The organism is Mesorhizobium sp. M0166 (assembly GCF_040322255.1).
In the GTDB taxonomy this organism is placed as follows: Bacteria; Pseudomonadota; Alphaproteobacteria; order Rhizobiales; family Rhizobiaceae; genus Mesorhizobium.
In genome coordinates this window covers 94,735-107,363 of the sequence record NZ_JAMYTD010000022.1, presented here as the reverse complement: position 1 = coordinate 107,363, position 12,629 = coordinate 94,735, and the positions used below count along the sequence as shown (strand labels likewise).

Annotated in this window: 15 protein-coding genes and 2 pseudogenes; 7 read left to right on the top strand and 10 right to left on the bottom strand. The window is 62.8% G+C overall.

Going from position 1 to position 12,629, the window contains the following annotated elements; genetic code table 11:
* From tnpC (NKJ46_RS22555) to NKJ46_RS22540, 4 genes and pseudogenes are all read right to left on the bottom strand, one after another.
* Nucleotides 1–1,411: IS66 family transposase (tnpC, locus tag NKJ46_RS22555; protein WP_352667733.1), on the bottom strand; the 1,411-nt coding region annotated here is incomplete at its 3' end.
* A 69-nt stretch (nucleotides 1,412–1,480) separates the two neighbouring features.
* Nucleotides 1,481–1,837, bottom strand: a complete 357-nt coding sequence (tnpB, locus tag NKJ46_RS22550) for an IS66 family insertion sequence element accessory protein TnpB (RefSeq protein ID WP_023709031.1) — start codon at nucleotides 1,835–1,837, stop codon at nucleotides 1,481–1,483.
* Entirely contained in the window at nucleotides 1,834–2,280 is a 447-nt protein-coding gene (gene tnpA, locus NKJ46_RS22545; protein WP_352667730.1) for an IS66-like element accessory protein TnpA, read from the bottom strand. The genes tnpB (NKJ46_RS22550) and tnpA (NKJ46_RS22545) overlap by 4 nt, the downstream gene beginning before the upstream one ends.
* Nucleotides 2,281–2,352: 72 nt before the next feature.
* Nucleotides 2,353–2,553, bottom strand: a pseudogene (locus NKJ46_RS22540) (transposase domain-containing protein); the annotation flags it as partial.
* Between the two features lie 164 nt (nucleotides 2,554–2,717).
* On the opposite strand from NKJ46_RS22540, the gene NKJ46_RS22535 reads away from it, so the two are divergent.
* The 5 genes from NKJ46_RS22535 to NKJ46_RS34770 are packed head-to-tail and all read left to right on the top strand — an operon-like array spanning nucleotide 2,718 to nucleotide 5,055.
* Nucleotides 2,718–3,050: a hypothetical protein gene (locus tag NKJ46_RS22535; protein WP_352667745.1), complete on the top strand. Its 333-nt coding sequence runs from the start codon at nucleotides 2,718–2,720 to the stop codon at nucleotides 3,048–3,050.
* Nucleotides 3,037–3,384 (top strand): recombinase family protein, encoded by a 348-nt coding sequence (locus NKJ46_RS34785; protein WP_502903438.1) that lies wholly within the window; start codon nucleotides 3,037–3,039, stop codon nucleotides 3,382–3,384. The genes NKJ46_RS22535 and NKJ46_RS34785 overlap by 14 nt, the downstream gene beginning before the upstream one ends.
* A complete protein-coding gene (locus NKJ46_RS34780; RefSeq protein ID WP_502903440.1) occupies nucleotides 3,276–4,127 on the top strand; it encodes a recombinase family protein in 852 nt (283 codons plus the stop codon). Before NKJ46_RS34785 ends, NKJ46_RS34780 begins: the two co-directional genes overlap by 109 nt.
* Nucleotides 4,067–4,561 carry a hypothetical protein gene (locus NKJ46_RS34775; RefSeq protein WP_502903437.1) on the top strand — a complete coding sequence of 165 codons (495 nt, stop codon included), beginning with the start codon at nucleotides 4,067–4,069 and terminating at the stop codon, nucleotides 4,559–4,561. The genes NKJ46_RS34780 and NKJ46_RS34775 overlap by 61 nt, the downstream gene beginning before the upstream one ends.
* Nucleotides 4,483–5,055, top strand: a complete 573-nt coding sequence (locus tag NKJ46_RS34770; RefSeq protein WP_502903439.1) for a helix-turn-helix domain-containing protein — start codon at nucleotides 4,483–4,485, stop codon at nucleotides 5,053–5,055. The genes NKJ46_RS34775 and NKJ46_RS34770 overlap by 79 nt, the downstream gene beginning before the upstream one ends.
* A gap of 27 nt (nucleotides 5,056–5,082) precedes the next feature.
* On the opposite strand, the pseudogene tnpC (NKJ46_RS22525) reads toward NKJ46_RS34770, so the two are convergent.
* The 4 genes and pseudogenes from tnpC (NKJ46_RS22525) to NKJ46_RS22510 all read right to left on the bottom strand — a co-directional run.
* A pseudogene (tnpC, locus tag NKJ46_RS22525) lies at nucleotides 5,083–6,526 on the bottom strand (IS66 family transposase); the annotation flags it as partial.
* Between the two features lie 67 nt (nucleotides 6,527–6,593).
* Nucleotides 6,594–6,812, bottom strand: coding sequence for an IS66 family insertion sequence element accessory protein TnpB (gene tnpB / locus NKJ46_RS22520; RefSeq protein WP_352667728.1), 219 nt, complete (start codon nucleotides 6,810–6,812; stop codon nucleotides 6,594–6,596).
* Nucleotides 6,813–6,820: 8 nt separating this feature from the next.
* Nucleotides 6,821–8,908, bottom strand: coding sequence for a recombinase family protein (locus NKJ46_RS22515; protein WP_352667726.1), 2,088 nt, complete (start codon nucleotides 8,906–8,908; stop codon nucleotides 6,821–6,823).
* 54 nt (nucleotides 8,909–8,962) lie between these two features.
* Nucleotides 8,963–9,124 carry a hypothetical protein gene (locus NKJ46_RS22510; protein ID WP_189556919.1) on the bottom strand — a complete coding sequence of 54 codons (162 nt, stop codon included), beginning with the start codon at nucleotides 9,122–9,124 and terminating at the stop codon, nucleotides 8,963–8,965.
* Here NKJ46_RS22510 and istA point away from each other — a divergent pair.
* Nucleotides 9,123–10,634 (top strand): IS21 family transposase, encoded by a 1,512-nt coding sequence (gene istA, locus NKJ46_RS22505; protein ID WP_502903436.1) that lies wholly within the window; start codon nucleotides 9,123–9,125, stop codon nucleotides 10,632–10,634. The genes NKJ46_RS22510 and istA overlap by 2 nt on opposite strands.
* A 12-nt stretch (nucleotides 10,635–10,646) precedes the next feature.
* Nucleotides 10,647–11,402, top strand: coding sequence for an IS21-like element helper ATPase IstB (gene istB, locus NKJ46_RS22500; RefSeq protein ID WP_125007203.1), 756 nt, complete (start codon nucleotides 10,647–10,649; stop codon nucleotides 11,400–11,402).
* A gap of 592 nt (nucleotides 11,403–11,994) precedes the next feature.
* Here istB and tnpB (NKJ46_RS22495) read toward each other — a convergent pair.
* A complete protein-coding gene (tnpB, locus tag NKJ46_RS22495) occupies nucleotides 11,995–12,105 on the bottom strand; it encodes an IS66 family insertion sequence element accessory protein TnpB (protein ID WP_352667741.1) in 111 nt (36 codons plus the stop codon).
* Between the two features lie 82 nt (nucleotides 12,106–12,187).
* Entirely contained in the window at nucleotides 12,188–12,514 is a 327-nt protein-coding gene (gene tnpA / locus NKJ46_RS22490) for an IS66-like element accessory protein TnpA (RefSeq protein ID WP_352667723.1), read from the bottom strand.
* Between the last annotated feature and the right edge of the window lie 115 nt (nucleotides 12,515–12,629).

Sequence of the window (12,629 nt, the reverse complement as noted above, 5' to 3'; positions counted from 1 at the left end):
AGCGCCAGCCAAATCTACTCGATCTTTCAACAGCATGACGGGATGAGCAGTATGAAGCACCATCGTCAGAGCCTGCGAAGAGCGCAATCTTGCGGTTTAGCGCGATCGGACGGATGGAGCGCTCGACGGTGTTGCTGTCGATCTCGATGCGGCCGTCTTCGAGGAAGCGCGAGAGGCCTTCCCAGCGTGAGAGCGTATAGCGGATTGCCTCTGCGAGCTTGGTCTTCCGACTGATCAGGCCGAGCTTCTCACGCAGCCATGGGTCGAGTGCCGCGATGATTGGAGTACTCTTTTCCTGACGCGCAGCGCGGCGCTCGTCGGCCGATCGGCCACGGATGCTGTCCTCGATTTTGTAGAGTTCAGCGATCCGTCTGAGCATCTCGCTGGCGATCGGCGCGGGACCGGCTGCCGCCAGTTCATAGAAGCGCCGGCGCACATGTGCCCAGCAGAAGGCGAGCGTCACGCCGCTCTTCTCGGCCAGCACGCGATAGCCGCCATAGCCGTCGACCTGCAAGATTCCGCCAAATCCTGCGAGATGAGCGATCGGCCGCTCGGCCTTTCGGTCCGGCGCATAGACATAGGCGACGCCCGGCGGGTCGCTCCCCTCCCATGGTCGGTCATCGCGGGCATAGGCCCAGAGCTGCCCAGTCTTGGTCTTGCCGCGGCCGGGATCGAGCACCGGCGCCGTGGTCTCGTCAGCGAAGAGTTTTGGTGAGGTCTTCAGCTTGCCAAGCAGCCGCTCATGCACCGGACGCAGGTGCCAGGCGGCGCGGCCGACCCAGTCGGCGAGCGTGGAGCGATCGAGATTGATGCCTTGCCGGGCATAGATCTGCGCCTGACGATACAGCGGCAAGTGATCGGCGTATTTGGAGACCAGCACCTGGGCGACCGTTGCCTCGGTCGGAAGACCACCCTCGATCAGCCGCGCCGGCGCGGGAGCCTGAACGACCACATCCTCACAGGCGCGGCAGGCATATTTGGGCCGGCGCACGACGATCACACGCAGCTGCGCCGGAACGACATCGAGCCGCTCGCTCACATCCTCACCGATCCGGTGCAAGTCATTGCGGCAGCACGGGCAGGCATGGTCCTCGATGTCGACCACCATCTCCACGCGCGGCAGATGGGATGGCAGCACGCCCCGGTTCGCTCGGCGCTTTGCGACACGCGCCTGACGTTCGCCATGAGCGGTCTGTGCCTGCTCTTCGTCACCGGCGGCCTCGATCTGCTCGGCCTCTTCGAGCCCCAGCAGCAATTGATCCTCGGGGAGCGTCTCAGCACGACGGCCGAAGCGGTGGCGCTGCAATTCCTTGATGATCTGGATCAGCCGGGCGTTCTCGACGTCGCGCGCCAGGACCATCGCCTTGAGCGCATCCGGATCGTCGGGAAGCTGGTCCGCCGTCATCGCCATGACCGGATCAGACCATATTCGCCGACAGCCCGCGACAGCGGAATCCCGGCTGATTCACTTCGTCGCGGGTCAGCCGGCCTGTGCTGGAACACGGGTCCGGCGCGCCTCATGGACGCGCCGCCAGTCGAGACCTTCGAGCAGCGCCGAGAGCTGCGCGGCCGTCAGCCGCATCATGCCGTCATGCACCTTCGGCCAGCGGAACTCCCCATCCTCCAAACGCTTGGCATAGAGGCAGACGCCAGTGCCGTCCCAGAAGATCAGCTTGATCCGGTCCGTCCGCTTGGCGCGGAAGACGTAAACCGCCCCACTGAACGGATCGGCGCCCATCGTCTCGCGCACCAGCGCCGCCAGCCCCTCCGCACCCTTGCGGAAGTCGACTGGCTTTGTCGCCACCATTACCTTGACCGCACCCGTCGGCCCGATCACGTCGTTGCCTTAAGCGCGCGGATTACCGCAGCCACCGTCTTGGTATCGGCGCCACGGCCAACGCGCATGGCGACACCGTCGATCTCAAGCTCGATCACGCCGGCGTCGCGGACCGTCTTCTGCTTCCGTGGTCGTGCTGGGCGCTGCGCCACCGGTTCCGGCAAGGACGCTGCAACCACCGCAGGAACGAACAGAGATTCTGATGCCGTCGCCTCTGCCGAGGGCTGACGCGCAGCTCGGCGCCAGGCAAACAGTTGCTGCGGGGAAAGCGCATATCGGCGAGCTACAGCACAAACCGTCTCACCAGCCTCGTAGCTCTCCGCAACGATCCGCGCCTTCTCCTCTGGAGGCCACTCGCGTCGCCGGCCGGAGCCCGTGAACACCTCGAACCGGCGCACCGGCTCCAAATCGTTCGACTTAAGCGTAAACTCTGAAATCGTCATATGTCGAAGCCCTCAAAGGCTCCGAACATCGTCCTTCACGCCGATCCCCGAAAGGTGCCGTCGGAACATCGCTTACGATCTCCAATTCCACGGCAGCAAATCATCGATCCGATGGGCCGGATAGGCGGGCAGTCGGGCGAGGACGTCGGCGAGCCAGGCCTGCGGGTCGATATCGTTCATCTTGGCGCTGACGATCAGGCTGTAAAGAACGGCCGGGCGCTGTCCGCCGCGATCGGAACCGCAGAACAGCCAGGACTTTCTTCCGAGAGCCATCTCGGGGTCATTCTGCCCATGTTGGGCAGGAGGTCGAGATCCATTACCGTTGGCACCCGTATTTCGGACGTCGGCTTCGCTGCGAGAACAGCCAAGAGCGCGCCAACGGCCGGATCATTCATCTCGTCGTCGCGCCCGGGCATGTCATTGCCGCTCCGGCCTGGATGATTGATCCCGTGGCTTGCGCGGCGATGGACCTGGGCCCCCCGCGCGTATCGCTTGCCGCGCTGCTTGAGCTGCACAAGCTCTTGATCGAACGCCGTTTCCGGCGAGGCTCTTCGGATGGTTTCACCATCGCGGAGGCGCAACATGAGAACCCTGCCACCCCCGACACGATCTCTCGTGGTCGTTCGCAACTCAGCTTGCCGCTCGACTCGGAGAAGCTGAACGGGCTGAGTTCAGCGCAACAGACCATAGTGATCGCCCGGCTCGCCAACGTACTGATGGCCGCCGCCGGCGTGGCAACGGAGGAGGAGAGCTGCGATGACGAGCGGTAATCTGATTCCGACTGCCGTCCTCAAGCGCAAGGCCGTCGTCTATGTGCGTCAGTCCACTCAGGCGCAGGTCCAGCTCAACCTCGAGAGCCAGCGTCGGCAATATGAGCTTGTCGACGTCGCGCGGCGCTGGGGATTCCGCAAAGTAGAGGTGATCGACGAGGATCTGGGACGAACCGCAAGCGGGGCCGTCGAGCGGCCCGGTTTCGAGCGCCTGGTCGACGATCTGTGCACCGGCCAGGTCGGCGCCGTGCTTTGCCTGGAAGCGTCCCGTCTGTCGCACAATGGGCCTGGCATCGGCTGCTCGAGTTGTGCGGCGAAGTCGATGCAGGCGTGATCGATCTGGACGGAGTCTACGATCCGGGATTGCCGAACGACCGCCTGCTGCTCGGTATGAAGGGCAGCATCAGCGAGTTCGAGCTCGGCGTGCTGCGTGCCCGCATGTACGAGGCCGCCCGCGCCAAGGCACAGCGCGGGGAACTGCGCATCTCCGTGCCCTTCGGCTATGTCTGGCACCGCGATTACGGTCTCGGGTTCGATCCCGACATGCGCCTGCAGGAGACTATTCGCCTGATCTTCGCGCGTTTCCGCGAACTCGGCAGTGCGCGGCAAGTGTTGATCTCGATGATCGATGACGGCGTGCATTTTCCCAGACCCTCGGACGGCAAGAAGATGGTGTCCTTCGACTGGGTGCCTATCCGCTATCGCAACGTGATCTCGATCCTGAAGAACCCGTTCTACGCCGGCGCCTATGTCTATGGTAAGAGCGAGAAGCGCACTGAGATCGTCGAAGGCCGCGTTCGCAAGAGCTATGGCCATTACAAGCCGGCTAGCGAGTGGGCGGTGGTGCTCAACGACCATCACGAAGGCTACATCGGATGGAGCGAGTACGAACGGAACCAGGAACTGCTCGCGGCCAACGCTTATGGCAAAGCCGGCGGCGTCAAGTCGGGCCGCGGCGGTCGCGCGCTGCTCCCGGTCTCATCTCCTGTGGTCGATGCGGGCGAAGACTGGTTGTCATGTATGCCGGACGCGGCCAAGGTTATCCGGTATATCGCTGCGAGCGCGGCAACCTCATGATGGCCCAGGCGCGATGCATGTCGTTCAACGGCTTTCGCACCGACGCGGCGGTGACCCGCGAAGCGCTGGAGGCGGTTGCGCCGATGGCGATCGAAGCGGCGTTGGAGGCTGAACGGATGCAGCTGGAGAGCGAAGCCAAGCGGCAGATGATCGAGATGGACCTGCAGCAGGCGCGCTATGAGGCATCGCTCGCCGAGCGCCGCTATGCCGCTTGCGACCCGGAGAACCGGCTTATTGCGGCCCAGCTCGAGAGGAGTTGGGAAGCCACGCTCAGGCGCGTGGAGACCTGCGAGGCCCGGCTTTCACGGGCCTCGCCCAGGATCTCGAGGCCACCTGGAATGCGCCGGGTGTCGACATGCGCTGTCGTCAGCAACTGCTGCGCGCGCTCATCAAAGACATCGTGGCGGATGTCGATGACGATGCGCGCGACGTGATCCTGACCATCCACTGGCATGGAGGCCAGCACTCGCAGGTACGGGTTCGCAAGCCCAAATCCGGAGAGCATGGCCAGCGTACGCCTGAGGAGGCTCTGGCGATCATGCGATCCATGGCAACCCGGTGGTCGGATGCCGAAATCGCTGCCACACTCAACCGCATGGGCATGCAGACCGGTCAGGGAAAGACCTGGACCGCGCGTCGCGTCCAATCGCTGCGCACGGTGCACAAGATCAGCGGCTATCGCTCTTCCGACAAGAATGGCGAGTGGCTCACCATGTCGGACGCGGCCGCCCGGCTTGGAGTCTCGCACGTCAAAATCCGCCGGTTCATCAGGGATGGCCTCTTGCCCGCCGAGCAGGTCATGCGCGGCGCGCCCTACCAGATCCGCGCCAGCGACCTCGAAGACGAACGGATCAAGGCCGATTTGGCGCGCAATACTCCGCGTCGCATCCACGACGACAACCAAGAATCGCTGTTTTCCGCCATTTGAAAAGGAGGTGCATAATGAATCGGTCTTCGCGATGCCGCGCAGGGCTCGCTCGGCTGCATCGTTGGATAGGCAGATCCGCCCATCGTCGAGGAACCGGGTGAAGGATGACCAGCGGCGCAGCATGTAGTTGAAGGCCTTGGACAGATCGTGTCCGCGCGAGAGCTTGTCGCGCGACTCGATCATCCAGGTCTCGAGCTCGGTGACCAGCGGCAGGCTCCGCTCCTGGCGCACGGCGTGGCGTTGGCTTGGCGACAGGCCGTTGATCTCGCGTTCGATATCGAACAGGGCACCGATGCGCTTCACGGCTTCAACCGCTAGCGGATAGACCAGGTTGGGCTTCTCGCCGTGTGCCTTCTTGCGCGCCGCCGCTTCGATATCGGCCAGCTCGAACACTTTGCGCCGGCTGTGGGCCCAGCAGCTGGCTTCCAGAACAGGCGCCGGCTGACGGCCCGTCGCATAGAGATCGCCATAACCGCCATAGGCATCGGCCTGCAGAATGCCGCTCCAGCCGGCGAGATGCGCCGCGGGATGTTCGCCTCGGCGATCGCGCGAATAGTAGAACACCACCGCCGGCGGATCGGCGCCGCCGAACGGTCGGTCATCGCGCACATAGGTCCATAATCGGCCGGTATCGGTCTTGCCCTTGGCCAGGACCGAAACCGTCGTATCGTCGCCGTGCAGACGTGACGCGGCCAGCACATCGGCTTCGAGTCGCTTGAACAGCGGCATCAGCGCCGCGGCGCCGGCGCCGACCTGGTCGGCGAGCGTCGACAGGCTGAGCGGCACGCCTTCGCGGGCATAGCGTTCAGCCTGCCGGATGAGCGGCTGATGCTGGCCGAACTTCTCGAACAGGATCATCGCCAGCAGGCCGGGACCGGCCCAGCCCTCGTGGGGTGGCGTGGAACGGCGCCGGAGCCTGGCTGATCGCCTCGCAGTCGCGGCAGGTGAACTTCTCCCGCACGTGTTGGATCACCTTCCATTGCCGCGCCTCCAGGTCTCGGTGATATCCTCACCCAGCCTGCGCAGCCGATGGCCGCCGCAGCAATGGCAAGCGGCGGCGCCGGCTCGACCACGCGTTCGCGCGGCAGATGCTCGGGAAATGGCTGGCGCGCCGGTCGTTTGCGCACATAAGGCGCCACCTCGGTCGTCCGGGCCGCGGCCTGTTCGGCGGCGACTCGTCTTCCGTCGCCGTGCTCTCGAGTTCCTCGAAGGTGAGCTCCATCTGGTCTTGCAGGCGGGCGGAACGTTCAGAACTCTGACCATGCAGCGCCCGCTGCAGCTTGCGGATCGTCAGATCCTGATGTGCGATCAGCGCCGCATCATCCGATGCCTTGGCCCTGGCGACCGCCAGTTCGGCCTCGACCAGCGCAGCGCGGGCGGCTTCGTCTTCGGCCCTGGCCAGCGCCGCGGTCATCGCTGCTCTCAGCGCGCCAATATCGTCCGGAACAGCATCCTGGGCGGGGGCAACCATGCCCTGGAGTGAATCATAAAACGCGCCTGCTGACTCGCGGAAAATGGCGCAAAACTCAAAGAAAAACTCAGCCCGCGAGCTCAGGGCGGAACGTGTGGCGCGGGTTGCGCCAATCGATCCCGTCGAGCATGTAGGCGAGCTGCGCCGTTGATATGGAAACCGTACCGTCCGCCGGCGACGGCCATAGAAACCGGCCCTTCTCGAGCCGTTTTGCATACAGCGACATGCCGAGCCGATCATGCCAGATAATCTTGGTCAGATTGCCGCAGTTCGTTTCATAATGCATCCCCCTTGTCAGAGTCCGGGCAGTCGGACGACTTTATCGTATTGATATTGCTCGTAGAACTTCGGTGGACGAGCGACGATACCTTGCACCCCTATGCGCACCGCTTCTGAAGCGAGTGCTTCAACCGGGACCAGCCAGGGCGAACCGGGCAGAATCTGTTTCGCCGGCAGGACGCCCTTGAGAGCCAAGCTTTTCGCGGACCTGACGCAGATGCCAAGCCGTTCGGCGGCTTTCATCAGACTGATCATTTCGCCATCAGCCTTGGCTGGATCGTATCCGGGTATGCCGAGCCGCTCGCGCATTTCGCGCACGCGCACCGTCGTCCAGGTCTCGCCATCGCCGGTCTTGCAGCGCATCCGGTTGAGCGATACGGCAAGCTCGCGGTCCGGCCAGTGTCCGGCGAGTTTGCGCAGTGCTTCGACGGCGCTCGGCGCCATATCTGGACAACGGCCGGTCTTGACGCGGGCAACACGCACCTCGGTGTGACGCCCGCCGGTCCAATGGATCAGCAGCACGGCTTCGTTGGTCGCCTCATCGAGATCACATACGATCTCCTGAACCAGGATATGGATAAGGCGCTGCTTGGTCCGAGTGTCGGTTGAGGGTGCGTTCCATACCGCCGGTAGATCATGGGCAAGCTGAAGCAAACGGGCGCGATCGACCTTTGGGCGTGTCGCCGACAGAGCCGACAGCTCCGCGATCCGGCGCTCCAGTGTGGCCACGCGGTCCAACGCATCGTTCCAGCGAGCCTCGAGTTCGCGTGCGACATGGCGCTTGGCGGGGTCGACCAGTTCGTAACGACGCCCGGCCAGCGAGGCATCGTATCGGGCTGCTTCCAGCTCCCGCTCGACGGCGGCAACGATGTCCTTTCGCGAACGCTCGGCCTGCTCCGAAGCAAAGATCGCGGCTTCCACGGCACGATCGGAGACGGCTTCTAGGATCTGCAGGGCGACGGCGCGATTAATCCGCAGACCGCCAATGCCGATGCACAGGCCAGCGCCGACATGGGCATCATCGCCGCGGCACTGGTAGTGATGGGCGTTGCCTTTCGCCATGCCATAGAAGACGCGCATCATTCGTCCGCATCGCCCACAACCCATCAATCCCGTGAGCAGGGCGCGGCCTCCACGTGCAGATTTGCGCGCGCAGTTCTTCTTCATATGCGCGTTCTCGAGCAGGAGCTTCTGATTCTCCTCGTATTCCTGCCAGCTGATGTAACCAGGATGATTGTCACGCAACAACACATGCCATTCGTAGCGAGACTTCCTGAAGCCGCTGGCCTTACGGGCGCGCCCCTCGACAATCCGTGTCCGCTGCGCCGTTCTGCCGAATGCGTAGGCGCCGCCATAAAGCGGATTGTGAAGAATCTGCATGACACTGTGGTAGGCGGGAGGCTTCCAGACGAGTTTGCAAACCTCGACATTGCGCCGGACCACGGGCATTTTAATGTCTGCCGATCGCAGCCATAAGAAGACCTGCCGCGCGCTGCCCAACTCGCGGAACTTCGCGAAGACCAGCCGGATGGTGTCGGCCACGTGCTCGTCAGGATCGATCTCGACCTTATCGGCCTCGCTCCAGCAGAAGCCTGGCGGAAGCATGAAGCGGAACTCCCCACGCTTGGCCTTGGAGTCAGGGGCGGCGATGCCGCGCTGTCGCATCAGGCTCAGTTCGTATTCCGACATCGTTCCCTTCAGCCCAAGCAGCAGGCGGTCGTTGACGAGCCGCGGATCGTATGCGCCATCCGGATCGACGACCAGCGTGCCGGCCAGCGCGCACAAGTCAATCAGATGATGCCAGTCCCGTCCGTTACGCGCCAGTCGTGACGCCTCGATGCAATAGACCGCACCGACATCGCCGGAGCAGACCATGGCGACAAGCCGCTCAAAGGCGGGTCGCTGCATCAGGCCGGACCCCGAGCGGCCAAGATCGTCGTCGATCACCGTCACCGATGCAAAGCCGACCGCTTCTGCGGCTCCCGCCAGGTCATACTGCCGGCGCTGACTTTCCAGATTGCCCGTCACTTGCGACATGGTCGATTGACGAACGTAAACTACCGCCGAGCGGGCGAGGTGATCAGGCGTGATCTTCGGGTTCATCACCGCCTCCCTGATCCGCTGCGGATTCCGACGTGAAGCCGGCCGCCATTCCGATCAAAGACCGGCCACCATTCCGATTTGAAGCCGGCCACCATTCCAATCAAAAGTCGGCCAGTTTTCGGCACTGAACATTACCTCCTGGGTCAGCAACTTTGGCATCAAATGCCCCGCGATGAACGGGGAGATTTTGATGCCGGCAAAGAGAAGGCTGACCATGAGACAGTTACGACAAATGCTGCGGCTTGCCGGAAGCGGGACCAGCTCCCGCGAGATTGCCGTCGTCTTGGGAATAGCGCGCAGCACGGTGCAGGATAATCTGCAGCGCGCAGCGGCGGTTGGATTGAGCTGGCCCTTGCCGGGCGAACTGACCGACGATGCGCTCGAGAACAAACTCTTCACTCGCAACGGCGTCAAACAGGGCACGAGAAGACGCACAGAACCAAACTGGGCCGATCTTGCCGTCGAGCTCAAGAAGCCCGGTGTCACCTTGCTCATCCTCTGGGAGGAGTATCGTGGGTCGCATCCCGAAGGATACGGCTACAGTCGCTTCTGCGAACTCTTTCGCAGTTTCGAGCAGCGGCTTTCGCCGACGATGCGCCAGGAGCATGCGGCCGGCGACAAGGTCTTCGTCGACTATTCCGGCAAGAAGATCCCGATTGTTGATCGCAAGACCGGTGAGATCCGCGAGGCAGAGATCTTCGTGGCAGTGCTCGGCGCATCCAGCTTCACCTATGCTGAAGCAACATGGACACAAACACTTCCCGACTGGATCGGCTCGCATGTTCGGATGTTTCGTTTCTTCGGAGGCGTTCCCCGGTTGGTCGTTCCCGACAATTTGAAGTCTGGCGTCAGCCGCGCCAGTTTCTACGATCCCGAGATCAACCGCAGCTACGGCATGATGGCATCCCACTATGGTGTCGGTGTCCTGCCGGCACGGCCGCGACGGCCGAAGGACAAATCCAAAGTCGAGAACGGCGTCCGCTTCGCCCAATCATGCATTCTGGGGCGGATGCGCAATCAGACCTTCTTCTCGCTGGCCGAGGCCAATGCCGCCATTCGCCAGGCACTCGATCGCATCAATGATCACGTCATGCGCCGGCTGGGCGTCACTCGCCGGCAGCTGTTCGAGAGTGTCGAGCGCCCGGCTTTGGCCAGTCTTCCACTGGAGGATTACGAGTTTGCCGAATGGCGTTTGGCCCGCGTCTCGACGGATTACCACGTCGAGTTCAAGACCTTCTTTTATTCCGTGCCGCACAGCCTCATTCGCCAGCAGGTCGATCTGAGAGCAACGGCACGCACCATCGAGATCTTCCACCGCGGCAAGCGCGTCGCGGTGCATCAGCGCCGCTATGGCGGTCCTCGCCATGGAACCGATCCGGATCACATGCCCAGCTCCCACCGGCGCTATGCCGAGTGGACGCCAGATCGCTTCCGTCGCTGGGCCGCATCCGTCGGCCCCGAGACGGAAGGCTTGATTGTCGCAATCCTCGCCAGCCGCCCACATCCTGAACAAGGCTTTCGAACATGCCTGGGTGTCCTGCGCCTGTTTCGCGATGTCACACGCGATCGCGCCGAAGCTGTGTCAGCCCGCGCTGTCGAGATCGGTGGCCTGAACTGCAAGAGCATTGCCTCGCTTATCGCCAATCACAAGGCCGCAAGGCATTCCACCGAACCGACCGCCATCGTCGATCACGCCAATCTGCGTGGCCCTGATTACTTTCATTGAGGAGACACACCAATGCTTATCCATCCCACCATCGACATGCTGCGCGAACTCGGCCTTCATGGCATGGCCACCGCCTTCCAGGAGCTCGACGCACAATCCGAAGCACGCGGCCTCGAGCATGGCGAATGGCTTGCCATGCTGCTTGAGCGCGAGGCTACCATGCGCCGCCAGAAGCGTTTCGAAGCCCGCGCCAGGGCTGCAAAGCTGCGCCATGACGCACAGATTGAGAATGCCGACTTCCGTGCCGCACGCGGTCTTGACCGCAATCTGTTCATGGCGCTCGCCGGCTGCGACTGGATCAGAAAGCATCACAGTCTTCTCATCACCGGGCCGGCGGGCGTGGGCAAGAGCTGGCTGGCCTGCGCTCTCGGCCACAAGGCCTGCCGCGAAGACTTCTCCGTCGCCTATCACCGCGTTCCCAGGCTGTTTGCAACTCTTGCCCTTGCCAGAGGCGACGGACGTTATGGCCGGATCCTCAAGCAACTTGCCAAAACCGACCTTCTCATTCTCGATGACTGGGGACCGGAAAAACTCAATGATGACCAGCGGCGTGATGTGCTTGAGATCATTGAAGACCGCTACGAACGCCGATCGACAATCGTCACCAGTCAGCTGCCTCTGGATCGCTGGTACGAGATCATTGCAAACCCAACTCTGGCCGATGCCATCCTGGACCGCCTCGTTCACAACGCCTATCGCATCGATCTCACCGGTGAAAGCATGCGAAAACAGCGCTCGCCAAGAGCGTCTGAAACAGCTCAAGCTTGACCTGAAACGAAACCCAATCCAAACATCAACGAGACCCAGGATCAGTCCGAAAAATGGCCGGCTTCAAATCGGAACACCGGCCGGATTGAAATCGGAATGACCGGCCGGCTTCAAATCGGAATCGATGGCCGGCTTCGTCGGAATACGCTATCCGCTTCGGCCGCCAGCGCTTCCAGCAGAAGGTCGGCCAATGTCTCGACCAGTCCCTTTGTGTTTTTGCCCACTGGCGGATGAGGAATTTGACGCTCCAGCTGCAGGATGAGCTGCGCGCGATTGTGATATCGGCTTCTTCGCACCGACCCTCTCCTTCTTCCTTGAAGGGCGGGATTGTGCGCCTTGCTTGCGCTTCGCGCCGAGCGCCGTCAGGACGATCGTCAACTCATTGAGACCCTCGATGCCGATTTCGGGTCGCCCGAGCGTCATGCCCGCGCAGTAGCCGGCGTCGAACATCCAATTCGGGAGTTCGCGGCAAAGGTCAGGACGCTCCTCCGTGTAGATGCACGTCAACGCCTTCCCACGACGAAATGGCGAAACCTGCAACGTGCTCCCAAACAACGGATGCCAGCGATAGGCAACCGTCGCAAAGCGGAAACTATATGCAGAATGTCGATAATTGCACGCTGCGTCCGCGGAAGACATAGATATCGCCGGCATGCGGGTCCCGGCCCAGCGTCTCCTGAACCTGCAGAGCGAGGCCTTGCATCCCGCGACGCATATCGGTCCGGCCGACCGCCAACCAGATCCGCACCTGGCTCGGGACCGGGATCATGAAACGCCCAGCGCCTTCACCATCGCCGCCCCGCCAGTGTTGGCGGCGTGGTCAGCGGAATCCGCAGCCGCACCTTGCCGGCGACCTCCAGCTCGATCACCGCTGGGGATGCCGCCGGCCGCGAAACGGCGACACGCTCATCGGGAGCCACGACAAGTTCGGCAAAGCCCGTCTCGCGGGCTCTCATCGTGCGGCGCCACTTGTAGATCAGGCTGGTCGCGACATCGTACTGACGGGCCACCGCCGCCACTGTGGCCCCGGGCGCGAATGCCGCCGCCAGTATCCGGCACTGATCCGCTTCACTCCAGCGACGCCGCCGCTCCGGCCCGGTCAATAACCTCATATGGCTTATGCTGTGCTGCTAACTTCGCTCGTAAGGACGACCTTAAGAGCGCAGCCTCGCTACCGTGCCATCCTCTCGCAAGGCGGCCTTCGCCGGAGGGTATCAAAACAGCGGC

Bases quoted from the DNA above. Each gene is read 5' to 3' on its own strand.
- tnpA (WP_352667730.1), bottom strand. From the start codon at position 2,280: ATGACGATTTCAGAGTTTACGCTTAAGTCGAACGATTTGGAGCCGGTG.
- NKJ46_RS22535 (WP_352667745.1), top strand. From the start codon at position 2,718: ATGATTGATCCCGTGGCTTGCGCGGCGATGGACCTGGGCCCCCCGCGC.
- NKJ46_RS34785 (WP_502903438.1), top strand. From the start codon at position 3,037: ATGACGAGCGGTAATCTGATTCCGACTGCCGTCCTCAAGCGCAAGGCC.
- NKJ46_RS34775 (WP_502903437.1), top strand. From the start codon at position 4,067: ATGTATGCCGGACGCGGCCAAGGTTATCCGGTATATCGCTGCGAGCGC.
- NKJ46_RS34770 (WP_502903439.1), top strand. From the start codon at position 4,483: ATGCGCTGTCGTCAGCAACTGCTGCGCGCGCTCATCAAAGACATCGTG.
- tnpB (WP_352667728.1), bottom strand. From the start codon at position 6,812: ATGCATTATGAAACGAACTGCGGCAATCTGACCAAGATTATCTGGCAT.
- NKJ46_RS22515 (WP_352667726.1), bottom strand. From the start codon at position 8,908: ATGAACCCGAAGATCACGCCTGATCACCTCGCCCGCTCGGCGGTAGTT.
- istA (WP_502903436.1), top strand. From the start codon at position 9,123: ATGAGACAGTTACGACAAATGCTGCGGCTTGCCGGAAGCGGGACCAGC.
- NKJ46_RS22510 (WP_189556919.1), bottom strand. From the start codon at position 9,124: ATGGTCAGCCTTCTCTTTGCCGGCATCAAAATCTCCCCGTTCATCGCG.
- istB (WP_125007203.1), top strand. From the start codon at position 10,647: ATGCTTATCCATCCCACCATCGACATGCTGCGCGAACTCGGCCTTCAT.
- tnpB (WP_352667741.1), bottom strand. From the start codon at position 12,105: ATGCAAGGCCTCGCTCTGCAGGTTCAGGAGACGCTGGGCCGGGACCCG.
- tnpA (WP_352667723.1), bottom strand. From the start codon at position 12,514: ATGAGGTTATTGACCGGGCCGGAGCGGCGGCGTCGCTGGAGTGAAGCG.